Source organism: Neisseria sp. P0006.S004 (assembly GCF_051963015.1).
Taxonomy (GTDB): Bacteria; Pseudomonadota; Gammaproteobacteria; order Burkholderiales; family Neisseriaceae; genus Neisseria.
Genome location: NZ_JBQCUS010000001.1, coordinates 159158 through 180876 on the forward strand (window position 1 = coordinate 159158; position 21719 = coordinate 180876).

Sequence of the window (21719 nt, forward strand, 5' to 3'; positions counted from 1 at the left end):
GCACTGATTGTGTATATGGTCATTCCCCAATAAACATCTTATTCTGACAATGTATCTGTTAAAAGGCCGTCTGAAACTTTTTGGGTTTCAGACGGCCTTTGATTTAAAAATTTAGCGCGGTTTGAGCCACTTCCATTGTTCTTGTATGGTTTCTTGCAGGGCTTTTTGTTTTTCTGCAGACGTATTCATGCCATTGGTCAAGCGGCTGTAATCAAGGGTAATGGAAGGGTTTTGTACGGTTCCGCCGATTTTGAGGGGAATCGGTTTGTTTTTGGGTTGCAATACGTTGCTGATAAGCAGGTTTTCGGATAGCTTTTGGGTATTCAAATCGGTATAGCCGCTGCTGACAACGTGCAGGCTGTCGGAAAACAGTTCGGTATTGATATGATGGCTGATGCCTTTCTCGATTTCGCTATTGAGGATGAAATGATGGAAAGGGGTTTTGAGGTTGCTGTTGTCGATTTTTTCCGAAGAGATGCCGTTTTTCAGAATGCTGTCCATATCGATGCCGTGCCATGCGCCGTTGGTAATATCGAGGAGCAGGCTGCCGTTTAGGGCTTGTATCATTTGGGTGCGATCGTTGCCGGAAGTTTGAATGTCGATAACGGCGTCGCCGCTGCCGCTGAAGCTGTGGAAGCCGAACAAGTCTTGCAGCAGCGGCTGAATTTGTATGCCTTTTGCGTTTTGCTGAAGGTGGTAGGAAGTGGGTTCGGTGGCTGCAATACTCAGTCCGCCCTCTGTTTTGCCGCCATAAAGCCCGGCTTTGAAACGGTGCAGGGCGATATGTTCTTTATCTGCGGTAAGCAGGGATTCGACGTTTTCAAGTTGCAGGCCGGCAGTTTGAATGGTGCCGATTTGAAGGTTGGCCTCAATGTCGGGCAGCCAGGATTTGGCCAGCAGGGAAGGAAGATTGAGTGACGGCTGGGTTTTCAGGTCTTCTAAGTAAGGGGTCAGATTAAGTTTTTGTAAGGCGATACCGGCGTCAAGGTGCGGACGCGGTTGGGCATCGCGTTGGTATTTAAAGGCCAAGGCAAGGGCCTGCCTGTCAAATGCGCCTTTCAGACGGCCTTCCCATGTGTTCAGGCTGAAGTTGGCCTGCCCTTCGAGTGTGCTGATGAAGCGTGGACGGGGAAGGCGGTTGATGGTGTCTTGCAGGGTGCTGAGGTGCAGTTTGGGCGCATCGATGCCTTTGCCTTTTTGCCAAACCAACGGGCTGGAAAAGGTAAAGTTGGTTTGGAGACGGTCGTTTTTATGGCTGCCTTTGAGTTCAAAATTGGCGGCGGTCAAAACGGTTGCGTAGAGGTTGGCTTTGTCCAGTTTGAATGAGCCGTCCCATTGGTTGTTTTCGCTGCCGGCAGTCAATGCGCCGTTGAGTGTATTAAGGTGTAAATAGCCGTTTTTGAATTGCAATAGGGGCGAACGTGCGTTGATATGCAAGTTTTGAAAGCCGCTTTCGGCTTGCAGATTGAAGTCGCGGAGTAGGGCGGTTTGGTTTTGCCAATTAAGGCTGCCTGCGATTTGGGCATCCAGCTTGTTTTTGAGTAATACGGTTTGCAGGTTCAGCTTAAGGGCGGGAACACTCCAACCGGCATTGTTGGGTACCAGATAGCCTGCACCCTGCCAACTGATGGGGTTGCCGATGTTTTGCAGTGTGCCGCTGATGTCGAAGGGATGGCCGTCTGAATCGGCTTGCTGCAGGGAAAATTGCAGGTTGTTTAAGGCAATATTTTGCTCTTTAGTGTGATAACGGATGCTGCCGTTATTGATGATGATGCGGTTGAGCTGAAAACTTTCTTTTGACGATGGGTCCTGTTGCAGGCAGGCGGGCAGATGGTGTTTTGAATCCAGTGTCAGTGTCGGGTTTAAAAGAATCCATTTTTCAAGAATGGGGGTATCCGACCATAGGCTGCTCCAGCCAAAGCCCATTTTGGATTCGGTGATGTTCAGCGTCGGCGTGTCAGGTTCGGAAGAGGAAAGGCTGAGGTCTTTTAAAATCAGCGTAGGGCGCGGTAGCCATTTTCTGCTGATATTGGCGTTGTATTTGACTTGGCAGCCATGGGCAGAAAAGTTTTTCTGTATGAATGCGTCGATGTTTTCTGTATTGAATATGCGGAACATTAAGGCACTCAATACCGCCGCGAGGCATAAAAGCACGGCAATGCTGAAAACCAGGGATTTCAGCCAAAATTTTCCTGAGTGCAACATGGAATGAACAGACAATTCAGATTCTCGCTTTGATGGGAGCTTTAAGGAGTGATTGGAAGTTTAAGCCTTGCTGCTTAAGCGTGTGGAAGTATAACACAGAGCGTGGGCCTGTGTTTCAGACGGCATCGGTATGTTAATAAAAAACACCGCCCGAAGGCGGTGTTGATTTAAGCATAAATTATTTACGCAGACCCAGGCGGGTAATCAGTGTACGGTAAGTATCAGGCTGAGTACGACGCAGGTAAGACAACAGGCGACGACGTTGGCTAACCATTTTCAACAGGCCGCGACGGCTGTGGTGGTCTTTAGGGTTGGCTTTGAAGTGAGGAGTCAGGTCGTTGATGCGGAAAGTCAACAGAGCGACTTGTACTTCAGAAGAGCCGGTATCGCCTTCTTTGCGTTGGAAATCTTTAACAATTTGTGCTTTTTGTTCTACGGTCAATGCCATGATGGATAACTCCGAAAATAAAAGAACCTTTTCAGGTTCGGACAAGTTTGCCAAGCCAAACGACCTAAGCAAACTCCTAAGTGCCTTTTTAGAAAGACGGGCGGATTATGCCACAATTTGTCTTTGTGCGCCATATCTTTTCAGACGGCCAAAAAAAGCGGCGATACCTTTCAGTACCGCCAAAGCTGCTTTGGTGATAAAAAACTAAACTTTATTTGCTCGCACAGCGGAAGCCCAAGTTATTTAAAACATATTTGGACTGTAGGCTGGTGCGGATGCCGTAGCGTAAGAATGCCGCATAGTTGGACGGGTCGCTTGAGCCTACGGATGCGCCGCTACAGAACATTTGTGTGTTGGACGAGCCGGCAGAGAGTTGGCTGCTGTTGAAGTCTTCAGTCCATTCCCAAATCAGGCCGTGCATATCGTATACGCCCCAGTAGTTGGGTTTGTTTTTACCGATGTCGTGCAGGCCGTTGCGGCCGCCGTCTGCATACCAATCCAAGATGGTGCGGTTGTAGCCGGGTTCGGCAGAGCCATCTTTTTGAGTGGTAGAAGCCAAGCCTGCAAATTCCCACTCGTCAATAGTCGGCAGGCGTTTGCCTTTGGAAACGCAGTAGGCATTGGCGGCAAACCATGAAACATTAGTTACCGGATGTTTGAGTTCGCTGGCTTTAGGCGCATAACTGTTGCTGCCGTTTTTTACCCAATGTTTCAGGTAAGCTTTTTCAGCTTGTTTAGAGCTGATTTTGTCTTTTTGCCATTGTGGATGTGTTTTCAAAAATTCGGCGAATTCGGCATTGGTTACAGGATATTTATCAAGTTGGAAGGGCTTGACTTTAATAAGGGAAGTCTCTTTTTTAAGATAGAGAGGGCGATAGCTGCCTCCTTCGATTTTTACCATTTCGGCTGCAAATGTATTGCCGCAGATTAAGGCACTGCCTAAGAGGAGGAGTCGTATGAGTTTCATGGTACGCCCTTATTATCGATTGAAACAGAAAATTTATTTTTAAGATAGCCTAATCATAACAAGGCCGTCTGAAAAATCAATCTGTCTGATTGAATAGGAAGATTAATTGTGATGGAAGCCACTGCGACTCTAAGAGAAGAGTAGCAGTGGCTTGGCGTATTAAACCGAGGGATTATTTAGCGGCTTCAGAAGCAGCAGGTGCGGCAGACGCAGCGGCTGGGGCAGAAGCGGCAGCACCGGCAGGTTGGTAAACGGTGTCGCTCAGTTTTTTGGTCATGATTTCAGGGTTTTCGTTACCCTCAACTTTCAATTGACCCAAAGCACCTTTGTTGAACGCACGGAAGATAGAGTGGTCAACTATAGTGTAGCTGCCTGGAATATCGACTTTGAATTCGATCATGGCGGCGCCACCGGCAGGAATCACAGTGCTTTGTACGTTTTCGTTAATCAGTTTACCACCTTCAACATATACTTTGTCGAAGATTTCGCCGATAACGTGGAAAGAAGATACCAAGTTAGGACCACCGTTACCAACGTACATACGAACAGTTTCACCAGCTTTGGCTTTCAGGGCGTTGTCACCGGCGATAGAGCCTACGTGACCGTTGAATACAACGTATTCAGGTTGTTCGGCAATTGCTTTGTCCATATCGAAAGGTTGCAGGCCTTGAGCGCCTTTTTTACCTTTAGTATAGAAGTCGCCTTGTACGATGTAGAACTCTTTATCTACTTTAGGCAGGCCTTCTTTAGGTTCAACCAAGATCAAACCGTACATACCGTTGGCGATGTGCATACCTACAGGAGCAACGGCACAGTGGTAAATGTACAAACCGGCTTGCAGAGCTTTAAAGCTGAAAGTAGAAGTGTGGCCTGGGGCAGTGAAAGAAGCTTCTGCACCACCGCCTTGACCGGTAGCAGCGTGGAAGTCAACGTTGTGAGGAACAGTAGAAGAAGGATTGTTAGAGAATTCTACTTCTACGGTATCGCCTTCGCGTACACGAATCATTTGGCCCGGAACGTCGCCGTTGAATGTCCAGTAGTGGTATTCAACACCGTCTTCCATAGTCATGGTTTTTTCGACGGTTTCCATTTTAACGCGTACTTTAGCCGGATGATCGCGATCGATTGCAGGTGGAACTTCCGGAGCGTGAGTCATGATGGCATCGACTACAGGCAATTCTGAAGAAGGAGTCTCGGCAGCAGCTTGTGAGTCAGAAGCAGCAGCAGGAGCTTCGGCAGAAGCGGTGGCAGCCGGAGTTTCAGCTGGTTTAGCAGCTTGTTCGCCGCATGCGGCCAGTGCAAATACAGAAGCGATAAGTGCAGCTAAGGTTTGGCGTTTCATGTTTAAAGTTTCCTTATTGTAAGAAAAGTTAAGTATCCTGATAGGATGGTTTGAAATTTTGTATGATTATGTAGGCGCTTGTTTGGGTGTATTTTGACATAAATCAAATTGTTCAATGAATATGAATCTTTTAATCCTTAAATACTCCTTTAGTAGTATAAAAAACTAAACCGAAAAGTTTATTTTTGTGTGAAAATGTTAGTGTGGGCTTAACACAAAATATAACAAAGGAGGAGTTATACAAGATAATAGGAATCAATATCATGTAAGTTAATGGTTTTAAAGGAATATTATTGACAAAATATTTCTTTACTTTTAAAACCGTGATACAATCTTTAACATTCATATTTGATGAATTAATACCCAACCACTTTTTACCAAAATCAAGGAGTACTCAAAATGGGACAGTACAAGAAGCTTTGGTACTTGCTGTTTGCCGTACTGGCAGTATGCTTTACCATTCTTGGTTATATGGGTAGCGAGGTCTATAAAAAGGCTCCGCCATACCCTGAACAAGTCGTTTCTGCATCCGGCAAAGTCCTGATGACCAAAGACGATATTTTGGCAGGTCAATCTGCATGGCAAACTACCGGCGGTATGGAAGTTGGCTCTGTATTGGGTCACGGTGCATACCAAGCTCCGGACTGGACTGCCGACTGGCTGCACCGCGAGCTGGTTGCATGGTTGGATCTGACTGCGCAAGAAACTTACGGTAAAAAATTTGACGAAGTTTCTCCTGAGGAACAAGCTGTTCTGAAAACCCGTTTGGCTGACGAATACCGCAACCAAAGCCGTATTAAGGAAGACGGTTCTGTCGTTATCAGCGATACTCGCGTGAAAGCGATCGAAAGCATTCTGCCTTACTACCACGGTGTGTACAGCGACGATCCTAAGTTCCAAACCACTCGCGAACACTTTGCAATGAAAAACAACACATTGCCAAGCCAAGAAGCGCGTGAAAAACTGTTCAACTTCTTCTTCTGGACTTCTTGGTCTGCTTCGGCCAACCGTCCTGACGAGAACTTCACTTACACCAACAACTGGCCGCACGAGCCTTTGATCAACAACGTACCGACTACTGAAAACTACATGTGGTCCTTCACCAGCGTGGTATTGTTGCTGATGGGTATCGGCTTGCTGATGTGGGGTTACTCTTTCTTGACCAAACACGAAGAGGTTGAAGTACCTACTGAGGATCCTATTTCCAAAGTACAACTGACTCCTTCTCAAAAAGCGTTGGGCAAATATGTATTCCTGACTGTTGCGCTGTTTGTCGTACAAGTACTGTTGGGTGGTTTGACTGCTCACTATACTGTCGAAGGTCAAGGTTTCTACGGTATCGATACCGCCTTGGGCTTTGAAATGGCCGACTGGTTCCCATATGCGTTGACCCGTACTTGGCACATCCAATCCGCTATTTTCTGGATTGCAACCGGCTTCCTGACGGCAGGTCTGTTCTTGGCTCCGATTGTGAACGGCGGTAAAGATCCTAAATTCCAACGTGCCGGTGTGAACTTCCTGTACATCGCCCTGTTCATCGTAGTCGGCGGTTCTTACGCAGGTAACTTCTTTGCTTTGACTCACATCATTCCGCCTGAGCTGAACTTCTGGTTCGGTCACCAAGGTTACGAATACTTGGATTTGGGTCGTTTCTGGCAACTTCTGCTGATGGTCGGCTTGCTGTTGTGGCTGTTCCTGATGCTGCGTTGCACCATCTCTGCCTTTAAAGAAAAAGGTACAGACAAAAACCTGTTGGCTATCTTCGTAGCTTCTATGGTCGGTGTGGGTGTGTTCTACGCTCCTGGTCTGTTCTACGGTGAGAAATCTCCAATCGCTGTGATGGAATACTGGCGTTGGTGGGTGGTTCACCTGTGGGTAGAAGGCTTCTTCGAGGTGTTCGCTACTGCCGCCTTCGCATTCATCTTCTACAACATGGGCTTTGTTCGCCGTAGTACTGCTACTGCTTCTACTCTGGCCGCTGCCGCCATCTTCATGTTGGGCGGTATTCCAGGTACATTGCACCACTTGTACTTCTCCGGCTCTACCTCTGCTTCTATGGCAATCGGTGCATGTTTCTCCGCTTTGGAAGTTGTGCCTTTGGTTCTGCTGGGTCGTGAAGCTTACGAACACTGGTCTTACCAACACCTGTCCGACTGGGCGAAACGTCTGCGTTGGCCTCTGATGTGCTTCGTAGCAGTTGCCTTCTGGAACATGATCGGTGCTGGCGTATTCGGCTTCCTGATTAACCCGCCGATTTCCCTGTTCTACATCCAAGGTCTGAACACTACTGCAGTTCACGCTCACGCGGCTCTGTTCGGTGTGTATGGTTTCTTGGCTCTGGGTTTTGTATTGCTGGTTGCACGCTACCTGAAACCTAATGCTCAATTTGATGACAAACTGATGACTTGGGGCTTCTGGCTGCTGAACGGCGGTCTGGTCGGTATGATTGCCATCAGCCTGTTGCCGGTCGGCGTGATCCAAGCTTACGCTTCTATCACTCATGGTCTGTGGTATGCACGTAGCGAAGAATTCCTGCAAATGGAAATCCTGGATACCCTGCGTTGGGTTCGTACCGCTGCTGACTTGATCTTCATCGGTGGTGCTGTCTGCGTTGCTATCCAAGCTACCAAAATCGTATTCAGCCGCGATAAATAATCTTAAGCTGAATTAAATCGAAGGCCGTCTGAAAAGTTTTCAGACGGCCTTTCTGTTATAATTTCAACATTCTTAAATCGACAAGACAAAACATTATGTTCAACCAAGCTGCTCAAGAGCTGACCACTGTTCGCGATTTATTGCGTTTCGCCGTCAGCCGTTTTAATGATGCCGGACTGTTTTTCGGACACGGAAGTGATAATGCCCATGACGAGGCAGCCTATCTGATTTTGCATACTTTGAACCTGCCTTTGGATATGTTGGAGCCTTATTTGGATGCCAAATTGTTGCAAAGTGAGAAGGAGGAAGTGCTGTCGATTATCGAACGTCGCGCAGTTGAGCATATTCCTGCCGCGTATCTGACGCATCAGGCATGGCAGGGTGAGTTTGATTTTTATGTCGATGAGCGTGTTATCGTGCCTCGTTCTTTCATTTATGAATTGCTGGGCGACGGTATCCGTCCTTGGATTGAACATGATGAGTTGGTGCATCGAGCTTTGGATTTGTGTACCGGTAGCGGCTGTTTGGCCATTCAAATGGCGCATCACTATCCCGATGCACAAATTGATGCCGTTGATTTAAGCTTGGATGCGCTGGAAGTAGCCGCCATCAATATCGAAGATTATGGTTTGGAAGACCGTATCAGCTTGGTGCATACCGATTTGTTTGAAGGTCTGGATGAAACCTACGACTTGATTGTTTCCAATCCGCCTTATGTCGATGCGGAATCTGTAGAAGCGCTGCCTGATGAATACCTACATGAGCCGGAATTGGCTTTGGGTAGCGGAGAAGATGGTTTGGATGCTACACGCCAAATCATTTTGCAGGCTGCGAAATATTTGAATCCGAAAGGTGTATTGTTGGTTGAAATCGGTCATAACCGTGAAGTATTGGAAGCGGCTTATCCCGAATTGCCGTTTACTTGGTTGGAAACCAGCGGTGGCGATGGGTTTGTATTCTTATTGACCCGTGAGCAATTATTGGGTGAAGAGTAGTTTATTTTGATATGAATAAAACAAAGGATGTCTGAAAAAAGTTTCAGACGGCCTTTATTCTGTATAATCTTTAATGTTTTAAGAAAATACAAATACCTATGGTATGCCGAATATGAAATCCAAGCAGGCTTTGAAACTATAGCTTATAATATTCGTCATAGTTTCTAATGTCAGTGGATTTTTATTACTGACTTTTTGTAGAACATATACTGCCAAACTCCATATTATGAATAATTATTTAAAATCAGGCCTGGTGGCTGCTGCTTTGTTCAGTATGCCCGTTTCTGCCTTTGCCCAGCAACATACCGTTTATTTCAATCAAAACGGTAAACTGACGGCGACCATGCCTTCGGTTGCTTATGTCCGACAATACAAGATTGAGGCAGGCAAGGCTCAGGTACAGGATTTTTACTATCCATCGATGAAAAAATATTCTGATCCTTATGAAGTACCTGCCGGTCAGATTAAGGTTTTTGTGCCGGCGTTGGATAATGGTACGCTGACCCTGTGGCATTTCAACGGTCAGAAAAAGATGGTTGGCAGCTATCGCAACGGAAAACCGCATGGCGAATGGGTCAACTGGTATCCAAACGGCAAAAAATCTGCGGTGATGCCTTATCAAAATGGCCTGAGTGAGGGCGTGGGTTCTCGCTATTACCGAAATGGTGTGAAAGAAAGCGAAATTCAGTTTAAGCATGATAAAGCCAATGGTCATTGGAAACAATGGTATTCAGACGGCAGCCCGAAAACCGAAATGATGATGAGCAATGACAAACCGACGGAGATCATTAGTTGGGATGAAAATGGCCGCGTTGTGTCTGAATTGAGTATTCGCAACGGCAAACGCAGCGGCATTATTTTGGATTGGTATGATGATGGTGCGAAGAAATCCGAGTTGGTTTATAAAGACGACCAGTTGGTGAAAAAAACCTTTTGGGATACAGACGGATACGTTCTCGAATAGTTTTGATCATAAAAAACCGCAGGCTGATCAGCTTGCGGTTTTTTGTGTGTTACATACAGCCTTTGTTTTGGCACAGGGTAAATAACGGCGCGCCGCTTTCACGGATTTTTTTGCCGCCGTCCAAATCGGTAAATTCCAAAATGGCAGCCGCTTCGATTACTTCACCGCCCAGTTTGCGGATCAGTTCGACACCTGCCAGCATTGTGCCGCCGGTTGCCACTAAATCATCTACCAACAAAACGCGTGCGCCCGGCTTGATGGCGTCGGTATGGATTTCTACCGTTGCTTCGCCATATTCTAAAGCGTAACTTTGAGAAACCGTATCAAACGGTAGTTTGCCTTTTTTGCGGATGGGGACAAAGCCGACGTTCAGCTGATAGGCCAAAGCCGCGCCAATGATGAAGCCGCGCGCATCCAAGCCCGCAACGACATCAACTTTTTGCCCCATATAGCGGTAAACCAGTAAATCGACCAGCAGGCGGAAATATTCTGCGCTTTGCAAAACGGGAGTAATGTCATGAAACAAAATCCCTTTTTGCGGCCAGTTTTCAATTTTACGGATTTTGTCCGCTAAAGCTTCTACGCCCATTACTTCAGGATGAATCAACATCTCGACATTCCGAAATCAAAAAGTTTTTAACACGATATTGTAGCGGTCATATGCGGACTTGCCAAATTAATCGATACAATAGCCAAATTTTGCAACATGCCGTCTGAAATTCCGAGAAACATTGTGTTGTGTTATAATTTACAGATACATACCATCGGCTGAACCACCATGCAAAATCATAAAAAAGGCAATATTTACATCATTTCTGCCGCTTCCGGCACAGGTAAAACGACCTTGGTGTCACGCCTGTTGAAAAATCATGACGACATCCGTGTTTCTATTTCTCATACCACGCGCCAGCCGCGAGAGGGTGAGGCACATGGTGTGCATTACCACTTTGTTCCCAAAGAAGAATTTGAATCGCTGATTGAGCAAAGAGCATTTTTGGAACACGCCAATGTGTTCGGCAATTATTACGGCACCAGCATTGCCGGCGTGAATTCGCTGAGTGAAGAGGGCTATGACGTAATTTTGGAAATTGATGTGCAAGGTGCGGCGCAAGTGCGTAAATCGTTGCCTGAAGCCAGCAGCATTTTCATCCTGCCGCCTTCCTTTGAAGTTTTGGCGCAACGTTTGATCGGCCGTGGTACAGACAGCGAAGAAGTTATTCAAACACGTCTTTCAAAAGCCCGACATGAGATTGAGCAATCCGTTTTGTTCGATTACGTTGTCGTGAATGACGATTTGGATCGTGCCGAAGCCGATTTGTTCCACATTATTAAAGCAGGCCGTCTGAAAAAATCCGCCCAGCAGGGATTTATCTCAAACCTGTTGGAAAATTCGTAAAAAACAGCGAAAATAACCGTTTATTTGAAACATAGAAAGAAAGCAAGCAAACATGGCCCGTATTACTACTGAAGACTGCACAGGTAAAATCCCTAACCACTTCGACCTTACCCTCGTTGCCGCCCGTCGCGCACGCCAGCTCGAAAACGGCAATACGCCTTTGGTTGACGACATCCGCAACAACAAACCAACCGTAACCGCCCTGCGCGAAATCGCTGCCGGACAAATCGGAACCGAGCTGCTGACCCGCAATAAATAAACCAACCGGCAAACCGATAAAACCGCCGCGCGGACTGTATCGGTGCGATATCACAACCGATACAGTCTGACGGCTTAAAAATAGCCATAAAAGGCCGTCTGAAAATGCCAGCCCCACTGCCTACCGCCCCCTATGACCCGTTGACAGCAGAAGCGCGCGAGCTTCTGTTTCGCACCGCATCCTATCTCAATACCAACGAGCAGGCCGAGCTTGAAAGAGCCGTTGCCTACGCTTTCCACGCCCATGACGGACAAACCCGTAAAAGCGGCGAACCCTACATCACCCATCCTCTTGCCGTTGCCACGCAGCTTGCAATTTGGCACATGGATGTTCAAGGACTCTGCGCGGGTGTTATGCATGATGTATTGGAAGATACGGGTGTAACCAAAGTCGAAATGGCGGCAGAATTCGGCGATACTATTGCTGAAATGGTAGATGGCCTCTCCAAGCTGGAAAAACTCAAATTTGAAGATCATGCCGAGCACCAGGCGGAAAGTTTCCGCAAACTTATCCTCGCCATGACTAAAGATGTGCGCGTCATCGTCGTCAAACTTGCCGACCGATTGCACAATATGCGTACCCTTGGCTCTATGCGTCCGGAAAAACGCCGTCGCATCGCCAAAGAAACCCTCGAAATTTATGCTCAAATCGCCAACCGCATTGGCCTGAACAATGCGTATCAAGAGCTTCAAGACTTATCGTTCCAAAACCTCCACCCAAGACGCTACGAAACCCTGAAAAAAGCCATGGACAATAGCCGCAAAAATCGCCGCGATGTTGTCGGCAAAGTGTTGCGTGCATTCAGTCAGCGTTTGGTCGGTGTCAATATTGAAGCCAAAATCAAAGGCCGCGAGAAAAACTTATACAGCATCCATCAAAAAATGCTGGCTAAAAAGCTACGTTTTGCCGAAGTAATGGATATCTACGGCTTTCGGGTCATTGTAAACAATATTCCTGCCTGTTATGCCGCGTTGGGTGCATTGCATAATTTATACCACCCCAAGCCCGGCCGTTTTAAAGACTATATCGCCATTCCGAAAAGCAACGGCTACCAAAGCCTGCACACGACTTTGGTCGGTCCTTACGGTTTGCCGATCGAAGTGCAAATCCGTACGCGTGAAATGGACGCTGTGGCAGAGGGCGGTATTGCTGGCCATTGGATTTACAAATCCGGTGAAAATACTCCAGACCAAGCCGTCCTCCATATGAACCGATGGATGAAAAATATTCTTGACCTGCAAGCCAGCAGCTCAGATGCCATCGAGTTTCTGGAGCATGTCAAAGTCGATTTGTTCCCCAACGAAGTCTATATCGTTACCCCAAAAGGCGATATCCTTACCTTGCCTAAAGGTGCGACGCCGATTGACTTTGCCTATGCCGTGCACACCAACATCGGCCATAAAACCGTTGCCGCGCGCATTAATAATGTCATGATGCCGTTGCGTACCAAGCTGAAAACCGGTGATACGGTCGAAATCATTACTTCCGAACATGCCAAGCCCAATGTGGCATGGTTGAATTTTGCCGTTTCCAGCCGTGCGCGCAGTGCCATCCGCCAATACATTAAAAATCTGAATCGTCACGATGCCGTTGTTTTGGGTGAGAACCTGCTGCAAAAAGCTTTATCCAGCCTGTTGCCTAAAGACATCCTGCTTTCAGACGACCTCAAAGAAAAATACCTTGCCGATTTGAATACCAAACAAACCTCGTTTGAAGAGGTCCTCTACAATGTCGGTATGGGGCATACTTTGCCGGTACACGTTGCCATGCACATTGCCGAGTTGGCGGGCCAACATTTTGGCAGTACAGTCAAACTCAGCCCGATCAAAGTCAACGATCAAGAAACCGGCCGGATTCATTTTGCCGAGTGTTGCCATCCGATCCCTGGCGATCCGATTCGCGCCTTATTGGTCAAAGACAAGGGCATGATTATCCACCGTGATACCTGCCAAACTTTGGTTAAAGCCGATCCGGAAGAGCAGTTGGATGCCGGTTGGGACAGTATGCGCAATCAAACGTACCGCACCATCCTCAACGTCAAATCCGAAGATGCGCATGGTTTGTTGGCTTCAATGGCGCAAGCGATTTCCAATTCCGGTGCGGATATCGAATCTGTCGATACGCCAACCAAAGCGCAAGCAGGAACGGAAGGTTTTGTAGAATTTAAATTCACAATTAAAGTCAAAGACTTGGATCAGGTTAATCAGATTATTCATGCAATGCATGCCAATCTGAATATCCGCAAAGTGATTCGAGGATGATCTCGTTATAAGCAAAGGCCGTCTGAAAGTGTTTTCAGACGGCCTTTTTGATGTTTACAAATAAAAGCTGTTGGCTTCTTTTTAAGAGGGTTTATGGCTTTTTTGTAATTGGATTGGGTTTAACTCAACCAAAAACGGAAAACCAAGAAGAAAACCAAGGCTAAAACGCCGGCCCAAACCAGCAACATGAATCCGGCTACCGCCTGACCCAAGCGGTAAACAGGATTTTTGCGTTCGTCTTCGAGTAGGGGATTAGGTGTATCGTGCGGTTTGTCGGACATGATGAAGCTCTGATTGAATTATTGAATAAAAACGTAAGGGTACGCCGATAGAAGCAAAGATTCAAGTGGGAATGATTATTGATAGAAGTCTTCGTCTTCATTCCACGCCGTTTTTAAGGCCGTCTGAATGGTATCGGCACCAAAGCCGCGATAAGCAAGGAAACGCGCTTGTTTTTGTTTTTCTTTCAAATCTTGGGCTTCTTGCTTGAATTTTTTACGCAAGACGGAAATAGCGGTTTGCAGCTCGTCCTCCCTATCGGGTAGGAACTCCCGACAGTCGTCTGCATCAATGCCTTGTTGTGCCAAGGCTTGCTTGAGGCGGAGCGTGCCGTAACGGTTGCTTTTGCTGTGAATATAGGCTTCTGCGTAACGTTGGTCGGATTGCCAATTTCGTTCGACGAATTCGTCCAAAACCTTTTCCAATTCTTCTTCGCTTTCAGCGTGCGGAGCCAGTTTGCGTTTCAAGCCGACACGGCTGACTTCTTGACGGGAAAGAATATCCAAGGCGCGGGCGCGTAAGGTTTTGGGAGGTTTCATGGGATATGGAAGAGGAGGGAGTTTAACTACATTGAATTACATTTCAGACGGCCTGATTAGGTGAAAGAACCGAAAAGGCCGTCTGAAAATAAAGCCGAATTATTCTTCGTCTTTGTTTTTTTGCGGTTGCAGATTTTCGTAGATTTCAGGCAGCGCGCGAATCAACAAATCAGGTTTGGTCGCTTTGTCTTGGGAGAGCAAGGTCATGTCGCCGTAGCCGAATGTTACGCCGACGCTGAAGCAACCGGCTGCTTTAGCGGCAAGAATGTCATTTTTGGAGTCGCCCACCATCAGCATATTGGCAACGTCGATGCCCAGAACTTCGGCCGCATGTTGAAGCAGCAATGGGCTGGGTTTTTTCTCAGTAAGGCTGTCGCCGCCGAGAACCAGGCTGAAATAGTCGTCGAGATTGAGCTGTTTCAGCAGCTCTGCAGCCAGAATTTCGTTTTTATTGGTAATGACAACCAATGGAATCCCCAAGGACTTGAGCAGGCCGAGACCGGCTTCGGTTTCAGGGTAGGGGCGGGTAAAGTCGCTCAAGTGCTCGCGATAATATTTCATAAAGAACACAAAACCTTTTTCCCAGATTTCAGGATCGGCTTCTTTTTCACGATCATTGGTAATAACGCGATGAACCAACTTGCTGATGCCGTCGCCGACATAACTTTCAACCGTTTGGGTGGGCAAAACAGGTAAACCCAAGTGCGCACACATGGCTTGGGCTGCTGCGGCCAAATCGGGAACGGAATCACATAAGGTACCGTCCAAATCAAAGGCAACGGCTTGAACGTGTTCTAAAGCAGCAGTGGTCATTGAGTAGCTTTCTGTCATATTATTTAAGCGGTTATTTTAACATTGTTTGCCTGATTTGCCGATGTTTTGCTGATTCTTTAAAGGGATATTTGTTTAAATTGTTAACAATTTTTGCTGGTGTAAGGCTGTTAGCCTATTTGGAATATGGAAGGGATTTTGTCAACAAAAAGGGTGGTTTGGTAGGTATTAAAAAACAAAGGGTTTGTGTACTTTTTTGAATGGTTTGATGAGTATTTATGCTAGGCCGTCTGAAAATTTTTTGGTCGGCATGCCGATATTTTCAGACGGCCTCAAACTAAATTTATATATAAATGAATGGATTTGCTTTTTATCGACTACATGCTATTACATTTTTTCCTGTTTTTGTATATAGTAACAAGTATGGCTCTCGTCTAATCATGTGTATGAAAAGGAAAAATACATGTCCGCATCTGCTGTTAAAGAAACACTGAATCCGTTTGAAATTGCACAAAAACAAGTAAAAATTGCCTGCGATCGCCTGAATGCCGACCCGGCAGTATTTGAAATCTTGAAAAAGCCGCAACGTGTTTTGGAAGTCAACTTCCCTGTCAAGCTCGACAACGGTACAGTAGAAAACTTCACCGGCTACCGTTCACAACACAATAATGCCGTCGGCCCTTACAAAGGCGGCGTACGTTTCCATCCTCATGTGAATATGGACGAGGTTAAAGCCCTGTCTATCTGGATGACCATCAAATGCTGCGTGGCCGGTATTCCTTACGGCGGCGGTAAGGGCGGTATTACTTTGGATCCGCGTAACTATTCCGAAGCGGAATTGGAACGCATCGCCCGCGCTTATTCCGAAGCCATTTCTCCGCTGATTGGCGAGAAAATCGATATTCCTGCACCTGATGTGAACACCAACGGCAAAATCATGTCTTGGATGGTTGATGCCTATGAAAACGTCGTGAAACATTCTGCACCGGGCGTATTCACCGGCAAACCGGTTGAGTTTGGCGGCTCCTTGGCGCGTACTGAGGCCACTGGTTACGGCGTAAACTTCGCCGCCGTTCAAGCTTTGGAAAAACTGGGCAAAGACGTGAAGGGTGCCACTTACGCCATTCAAGGTTTCGGTAACGTGGGCTACCACACCGGTTACTATGCACACAAAGCTGGCGCGAAAATCGTTGCCGTATCTACCGTTGACGTTGCCATCTACAACGAAAACGGCTTGGATATGGAAGCAATCATCAAAGAATTCCAAGAAAAAGGTTTCATTACCAACGAAGCCGGCTACGGCAAAGAAATCAGCAATGCCGAACTTTTGGCTCTGGATGTGGACGTCCTCGCCCCTTGCGCGCTGGAAAACCAACTGACTTCTGAAAATGCTGGTAAAGTCCGCGCGAAAATCGTGGTTGAAGGCGCAAACGGTCCGACTACTCCTGAAGCAGACGTTATCCTGCGTCAAAACGGCGTATTGGTTGTTCCTGATATTTTGGCAAACTGCGGCGGCGTGGTTGTATCTTATTTTGAATGGGTACAAAACCTGCAAGGCTACTACTGGGAGTTTGACGAAGTTCAAGAGAAAGAAACCGTTGTCCTACGCCGTGCGTTCCGCGATATTTGGAACTTGGCTCAAGAATACGATGTCGACCTGCGTACCGCTTCTTACATGATGAGTATCCGTCGTGTTGAAAAAGCAATGAAACTGCGCGGCTGGTATTAATCGTTTGACCGATAGCTAAAAGTAGGCCGTCTGAAACCTGTTTTCAGACGGCCTTAATGTTTTTGATAAGAGCCTTTACAAATTTTAATCCACCTTGATTCCATTTCAATCAAACTCAGCTATAATCCCCTTTTTTGACCTTTCCGGAAAAGACATAATCATGAACAAAACTTTCAAATTCAGCGCATTGGCTTTGTCTGCTTTGTTGGCACTGACTGCTTGCAACCAAAAAGACACTGCCGCTAAAGATGCCCCTGCTGCTTCCGCAGCTTCAAATGCGACTGCAGATGCTTCTGCCATCGGTTCTACTGCCCAACAAGCCAGCTACGCAATGGGTGTGGACATCGGCCGTTCATTGAAACAAATGAAAGACCAAGGTACGGAAATCGATTTGAAAGTCTTCACCGAAGCCATGGAAGCCATGTTTGAAGGTAAAGAAGTCAAAATGACTGAAGCCCAAGCTCAGGAAGTGATGATGAAATTCCTGCAAGAGCAACAAGAAAAAGCTACTGCCAAACGTGCTGAAGATGCCAAAGTAAACTTGGAAAAAGGCGAAGCGTTCTTGAAAGAAAACGCGACTAAAGAAGGCGTGAAAACCAGCGCTTCCGGTCTGCAATACAAAATTACCAAAGAAGGCGAAGGTAAAAAACCGACTAAAGACGATATGGTTACCGTTGAATATGAAGGCCGTCTGATTGATGGTACCGTATTTGACAGCAGCAAAGCCAACGGTGGCCCAGTAAGCTTCCCTGTAAGCCAAGTGATTCCAGGTTGGACTGAAGGTATCCAACTCTTGAAAGAAGGCGGCGAAGCAACATTCTACATCCCGGCCAAACTGGCTTACCGCGAAGTTGGCGCCGGCGATAAAATCGGCCCGAACGCTACTTTGGTATTCGACGTGAAACTGGTTAAAGTCGGCGCGCCTGATGCTGCCGCACAACAACCAGTACAAGTTGACGTACAAAAAGTTCAATAATCCGAATCAAGGCTTACGCCCTTAAACAACGGATAAAAGGCCGTCTGAAAAAATTCCGTTTCAGACGGCCTTTGTTCCAAACAAACAAGGAATTATGATGAAAAATATCGTCATCCTTATTTCCGGACGCGGCAGCAATATGCAGGCGATTGTGAATGCCAATATTTCCGATGCCAACATTGCAGCCGTATTGAGTAACAGCGAGACCGCAGCCGGATTGGCATGGGCGGCAGAGCGCGGTATTGCCACCGACAGTTTGAACCATAAAAACTTCGACTCGCGTCTGGCATTTGATCAGGCCATGATGGAAAAAATCGATGCCTATCAGCCGGATTTGGTTGTATTGGCGGGCTTCATGCGCATTTTGACCCCCGAATTCTGCGCGCATTATGAAAACCGCCTGATCAACATCCATCCGTCCATCCTGCCTTCTTTCACCGGTTTGCATACCCACGAACGCGCATTGGAAGCAGGTTGCCGAGTAGCTGGCTGCACCATCCATTTCGTGACCCCCGAGCTGGATTGCGGCCCGATTATTTCACAAGGCATTGTGCCGATTTTGGACGGCGATACCGCCGCCGACGTTGCTGCACGCGTGCTGACGGTTGAACACCAGCTGTTTCCGCAAGCCGTTGCTGATTTCGTTGCAGGCCGTCTGAAAATCGAAGGCAACCGCGTTTTAAATGCACAACGCAATGCCGCCGGTCAAAGCCTGTTGGCTTAATTAAAACACGATACACACAAGGAAAACATCATGAATCCGATTAAAACAACCCTGCTGACACTTTCCCTGCTCACTGCCTCCATCGGCGCACAAGCCGCTGAATTGCCGCAATCTGCCGTTTTGCAATACTCAGGCAGCTACGGTATTCCTGCCACCATGACCTTCACACGCAGCGGCAGCCAATACAAAATCGTCTCTACCATCAAAGTACCGCTTTACAATATCCGCTTTGAATCAGGCGGCAGCATCAACGGCACGACCTTGAATCCGTCTTACTACAAAGATGTACGCGGCGGTAAATTGTATGCCGAGGCCAAATTCTCCGGCGGCAACATCACTTACGGCAAAGCAGGTGATTTGAAAACCGAAAAATCCGGCCCGGCCATGGACTTGTTCACTTTGGCATGGCAACTGGCCGCCAATGACGTGCGCCTGCCGTCAGGTTTGAAAATTACCAACGGTAAAAAACTCTATACCGTCGGCAACATGAACAAAATCGGCAGCGAAAGCTATAAACTGAACGGCGGCACAACGCCTGTAAGCAAATATCGCGTCCGCCGCGGCGACGATACCGTTACTTACTCGTTTGCTTCCGATATCGACAATATCCCTGCGCAAATAAGTTATACCGATGACGGCAAAACCTACAACCTGAAACTGACTTCCGTTAAAATCAACGGTAAAGTAGTGAAACCGTAATCTTTATTTACTCAAACAAGAAGGCCGTCTGAAAAGTTTTCAGACGGCCTTTTATCTTTACAGCAACACAATATCGTATTGTTCCTGCGTGTAGGCGGTTTCGACTGCCAGTGAAATCGGTTTGCCGATAAAGTCTATCAACATCGCCAGCGATTGCGATTCTTCGTCTAAGAATAAGTCGATGACATTTGGAGCGGCCAAAATGCGGAAGGCTTGGACATCGTAGCGGCGCGCTTCGCGGACGATTTCGCGTTGGATTTCGTAGCACACGGTTTGTGGCGTTTTCAGACGGCCCCGGCCTTGGCAGGAAGGGCAGGGTTCGCAGAGGATTTGACTTAAGTTTTCACGCGAGCGTTTGCGGGTCAGTTCAACAAGGCCCAGACTGGTAAAGCCGTTGAGAGTGACGCGGGTGCGGTCGAAACTGAGGGCTTTGGCAAGCTCTTGCAGGACGGCTTCGCGGTGGACTTCCTGCGCCATATCGATGAAGTCGATGATGATGATGCCGCCGAGATTGCGCAGGCGAAGCTCGCGGGCGATGGTGTGGCAGGCTTCGAGGTTGGTGCGGAAGATGGTTTCATCAAAATTGCGCGCGCCGACAAAGCCGCCGGTGTTGACATCGATGGTGGTCATGGCTTCGGTGGACTCGATGATGAGGTAGCTGCCGAAGTTGAGGTTGACGCGCGGTTGCAGGGCGCGGGCGATTTCCTGCTCGATGTTGTGGGTTTCAAATAGGGGGCGTTCGCCTTTAAACAGCTCGATTCTGCCCAATGCACCTTGAACATATTGTTCGGCAAACTGGGTCATGCGGCGGTGGTTTTCAGTGGAATCGACCAGGATTTTGTGCGTATCGAGGCTGAACATATCGCGCAAAACGCGCAGGCTCAAAGGCAAATCTTGATACAGCAGGGTTTCGGGCGGCTGGATTTTCGCTTGTTTTTGAATGTGTTCCCACACTTTGGTCAGATAGTTGATGTCTGATTGCAGTTGGTCATCGGAGGCGTTTTCAGCGTTGGTGCGGATGATGTAGCCGTGGCAGGCGTTTTCGGGCAGCAGGTTGTTGAGGCGCTCCCTCAGGCTGCTGCGTTCGGCATCATCCTCGATGCGTTGGGAAATACCGATGTGGTCTTCTTGCGGAAGATGCACGAGGAAACGGCCGGCCAGTGAGATTTGGGTGGACAGGCGCGCGCCTTTGGTGTTGATGGGGTCTTTAATGACCTGAACCAAGACAGACTGGCCTTCAAAGAGCATGTGTTCGATGCGTTGGGTTTCATCCGGATTGCGGCGTTGTTCGAGGACGTCGACGATGTGCAGAAACGCGGCGCGTTCCAAGCCGATATCGATGAACGCGCTTTGCATGCCAGGGAGGACGCGTTTGACGACGCCCAAATAAATATTGCCGACCAAGCTATGGCCGCTGTTGCGCTCGATGTGCAGCTCGCAGATATTGTTCTCTTCCAAAACAGCCACACGCGTTTCTTGCGGCGTGATGTTGACGAGGACAGTTTCGGGCGGACGCACGGCGTCCTTGGGGATGGGAATTCCTGAAAGCATGGGGATACCTGATTTTGAATAGAAAAACTTTTGCGATGTGTTCTTCTCCAAAAAACAAATGGCAAAAGTCATTCTGCGAAAGCGCTTATCATACTTTAATTATGGTTTTTCCGCATCTGCGCAGATGTTTACAGTCAAGAGGCCGTCTGAATGTTTTTTACAACCGTACGGCGGGAATACTTGTAAAATAGCACCTATGCCCATATAGTCATGAACATTGGTATTTTGGAAGAAATCATGCAAACCGTTACTGTTTATACTGGTCCATATTGCCCGTACTGCACCATGGCGAAAAGGCTGTTGCAGGCGGTGGGTGTGAAAGAAATCAACGAAATCCGCATCGACGGCAATCCGGAAGTTTTTGCCGAAATGCGGCAGCTTTCCGGCCAGCGCAGCGTGCCGCAGATTTTTATCGGCGATACCCATGTCGGTGGCTTTACCGATTTGTACCGCTTGCAGCAGGAAGGCAAGTTGGACGAATTACTGAATCCTTAACCCTTAACTTAGGAAAATAAAATGAGCGAAGAATTGCAACCTGTATTCAGCGTTGAGCGTCTGTATGTAAAAGACTTGTCTTTGGAAGTGCCTCACGCACCACAAATCTTCTTGGAACAAGGCGAGCCTGAAGTCGATATGCGCGTTTCTACCGGCAACACCAAACTGGAAGATGGCTTCTACAGCGTTGACGTGACCGTGACCGTGACTGCCAAACTGAACGAAGAGCGCACCATGTTCTTGAACGAAGTTACCCAAAGCGGCATCTTCCGTCTGGAAAACATTCCTGAAGAAGACGTACAACTGCTGCTGGGCGTTGCTTGTCCGAACATCCTGTTCCCTTACGCACGCGAAGCCATTTCCAACAGCGTAACCCGCGCCGGCTTCCCACCTGTACTGCTTGCTCCGATCAACTTCGAAGCAATCTACCAACAACAACAGGAAGCTAACGCTTAATCGCGTTA

The 21719-nt window shown here is 47.6% G+C and carries 22 protein-coding genes; 13 read left to right on the forward strand and 9 right to left on the reverse strand.

Annotation, left to right across the window (positions count from 1 at the left end; translation table 11 throughout):
• Positions 1-111: 111 nt before the first annotated feature.
• The gene (locus ACTHR2_RS00740; RefSeq protein WP_440375337.1) at positions 112-2205 is read right to left on the reverse strand and encodes an AsmA family protein; all 2094 of its coding nucleotides are present in this window, start codon (positions 2203-2205) and stop codon (positions 112-114) included.
• Between the two features lie 178 nt (positions 2206-2383).
• Positions 2384-2653: a 30S ribosomal protein S15 gene (gene rpsO, locus ACTHR2_RS00745; RefSeq protein WP_003679932.1), complete on the reverse strand. Its 270-nt coding sequence runs from the start codon at positions 2651-2653 to the stop codon at positions 2384-2386.
• Here rpsO and ACTHR2_RS00750 point away from each other — a divergent pair.
• Complete coding sequence (locus ACTHR2_RS00750) at positions 2652-2861, forward strand: hypothetical protein (RefSeq protein WP_039861972.1); 210 nt, start codon at positions 2652-2654, stop codon at positions 2859-2861. The two genes, rpsO and ACTHR2_RS00750, sit on opposite strands and share 2 nt — an antisense overlap.
• A 3-nt stretch (positions 2862-2864) precedes the next feature.
• On the opposite strand, the gene ACTHR2_RS00755 is transcribed toward ACTHR2_RS00750, so the two are convergent.
• Positions 2865-3620 (reverse strand): formylglycine-generating enzyme family protein, encoded by a 756-nt coding sequence (locus tag ACTHR2_RS00755; protein ID WP_004519388.1) that lies wholly within the window; start codon positions 3618-3620, stop codon positions 2865-2867.
• 172 nt (positions 3621-3792) lie between these two features.
• The gene (gene nirK / locus ACTHR2_RS00760) at positions 3793-4962 is read right to left on the reverse strand and encodes a copper-containing nitrite reductase (protein WP_004519389.1); all 1170 of its coding nucleotides are present in this window, start codon (positions 4960-4962) and stop codon (positions 3793-3795) included.
• 399 nt (positions 4963-5361) lie between these two features.
• On the opposite strand from nirK, the gene ACTHR2_RS00765 reads away from it, so the two are divergent.
• From ACTHR2_RS00765 to ACTHR2_RS00775, 3 genes are all read left to right on the forward strand, one after another.
• On the forward strand, positions 5362-7617 hold the full coding sequence (locus ACTHR2_RS00765; protein ID WP_440375239.1) for a nitric-oxide reductase large subunit: 2256 nt from the start codon (positions 5362-5364) through the stop codon (positions 7615-7617).
• Positions 7618-7712: 95 nt separating this feature from the next.
• Positions 7713-8612 (forward strand): 50S ribosomal protein L3 N(5)-glutamine methyltransferase, encoded by a 900-nt coding sequence (prmB, locus tag ACTHR2_RS00770; protein WP_004519392.1) that lies wholly within the window; start codon positions 7713-7715, stop codon positions 8610-8612.
• Between the two features lie 274 nt (positions 8613-8886).
• Positions 8887-9576, forward strand: coding sequence for a toxin-antitoxin system YwqK family antitoxin (locus tag ACTHR2_RS00775; protein WP_232502742.1), 690 nt, complete (start codon positions 8887-8889; stop codon positions 9574-9576).
• 49 nt (positions 9577-9625) lie between these two features.
• On the opposite strand, the gene ACTHR2_RS00780 is transcribed toward ACTHR2_RS00775, so the two are convergent.
• A complete protein-coding gene (locus ACTHR2_RS00780; protein WP_003682296.1) occupies positions 9626-10186 on the reverse strand; it encodes an adenine phosphoribosyltransferase in 561 nt (186 codons plus the stop codon).
• 168 nt (positions 10187-10354) lie between these two features.
• Between ACTHR2_RS00780 and gmk the strand changes: the two genes are divergently transcribed.
• The 3 genes from gmk (at position 10355) to ACTHR2_RS00795 (ending at position 13492) form a co-directional block, all read left to right on the forward strand.
• The gene (gmk, locus tag ACTHR2_RS00785) at positions 10355-10972 is read left to right on the forward strand and encodes a guanylate kinase (RefSeq protein WP_063067948.1); all 618 of its coding nucleotides are present in this window, start codon (positions 10355-10357) and stop codon (positions 10970-10972) included.
• A 52-nt stretch (positions 10973-11024) separates the two neighbouring features.
• Complete coding sequence (gene rpoZ / locus ACTHR2_RS00790) at positions 11025-11231, forward strand: DNA-directed RNA polymerase subunit omega (protein ID WP_003682294.1); 207 nt, start codon at positions 11025-11027, stop codon at positions 11229-11231.
• 104 nt (positions 11232-11335) lie between these two features.
• On the forward strand, positions 11336-13492 hold the full coding sequence (locus ACTHR2_RS00795; protein WP_440375240.1) for a RelA/SpoT family protein: 2157 nt from the start codon (positions 11336-11338) through the stop codon (positions 13490-13492).
• A 119-nt stretch (positions 13493-13611) separates the two neighbouring features.
• Here the strand turns inward: ACTHR2_RS00795 and ACTHR2_RS00800 are convergent, their stop codons facing one another.
• From ACTHR2_RS00800 to ACTHR2_RS00810, 3 genes are all read right to left on the reverse strand, one after another.
• Positions 13612-13773 (reverse strand): hypothetical protein, encoded by a 162-nt coding sequence (locus ACTHR2_RS00800; protein ID WP_039861975.1) that lies wholly within the window; start codon positions 13771-13773, stop codon positions 13612-13614.
• Between the two features lie 75 nt (positions 13774-13848).
• The gene (gene recX / locus ACTHR2_RS00805) at positions 13849-14310 is read right to left on the reverse strand and encodes a recombination regulator RecX (protein ID WP_070734648.1); all 462 of its coding nucleotides are present in this window, start codon (positions 14308-14310) and stop codon (positions 13849-13851) included.
• A 99-nt stretch (positions 14311-14409) separates the two neighbouring features.
• A complete protein-coding gene (locus ACTHR2_RS00810; protein ID WP_263341148.1) occupies positions 14410-15123 on the reverse strand; it encodes a phosphoglycolate phosphatase in 714 nt (237 codons plus the stop codon).
• A 421-nt stretch (positions 15124-15544) separates the two neighbouring features.
• Here ACTHR2_RS00810 and ACTHR2_RS00815 point away from each other — a divergent pair, with 421 nt between their 5' ends.
• The 4 genes from ACTHR2_RS00815 to ACTHR2_RS00830 all read left to right on the forward strand — a co-directional run bounded on the left by ACTHR2_RS00815 (position 15545) and on the right by ACTHR2_RS00830 (position 19209).
• Positions 15545-16810 carry a Glu/Leu/Phe/Val family dehydrogenase gene (locus tag ACTHR2_RS00815; protein ID WP_107723550.1) on the forward strand — a complete coding sequence of 422 codons (1266 nt, stop codon included), beginning with the start codon at positions 15545-15547 and terminating at the stop codon, positions 16808-16810.
• Between the two features lie 160 nt (positions 16811-16970).
• Positions 16971-17786: an FKBP-type peptidyl-prolyl cis-trans isomerase gene (locus ACTHR2_RS00820; protein WP_070607922.1), complete on the forward strand. Its 816-nt coding sequence runs from the start codon at positions 16971-16973 to the stop codon at positions 17784-17786.
• A 97-nt stretch (positions 17787-17883) separates the two neighbouring features.
• Entirely contained in the window at positions 17884-18510 is a 627-nt protein-coding gene (gene purN / locus ACTHR2_RS00825; RefSeq protein WP_263341916.1) for a phosphoribosylglycinamide formyltransferase, read from the forward strand.
• A gap of 30 nt (positions 18511-18540) precedes the next feature.
• A complete protein-coding gene (locus ACTHR2_RS00830) occupies positions 18541-19209 on the forward strand; it encodes a DUF3108 domain-containing protein (protein WP_070765107.1) in 669 nt (222 codons plus the stop codon).
• 57 nt (positions 19210-19266) lie between these two features.
• On the opposite strand, the gene ACTHR2_RS00835 is transcribed toward ACTHR2_RS00830, so the two are convergent.
• Positions 19267-20760 (reverse strand): Rne/Rng family ribonuclease, encoded by a 1494-nt coding sequence (locus ACTHR2_RS00835; RefSeq protein WP_070713423.1) that lies wholly within the window; start codon positions 20758-20760, stop codon positions 19267-19269.
• A gap of 237 nt (positions 20761-20997) precedes the next feature.
• On the opposite strand from ACTHR2_RS00835, the gene grxC reads away from it, so the two are divergent.
• Together grxC and secB are read left to right on the forward strand one after the other, a co-directional pair.
• Positions 20998-21255 (forward strand): glutaredoxin 3, encoded by a 258-nt coding sequence (gene grxC / locus ACTHR2_RS00840; protein ID WP_263341919.1) that lies wholly within the window; start codon positions 20998-21000, stop codon positions 21253-21255.
• 21 nt (positions 21256-21276) lie between these two features.
• Positions 21277-21711, forward strand: a complete 435-nt coding sequence (secB, locus tag ACTHR2_RS00845) for a protein-export chaperone SecB (protein ID WP_003745844.1) — start codon at positions 21277-21279, stop codon at positions 21709-21711.
• Positions 21712-21719 lie beyond the last annotated feature (8 nt).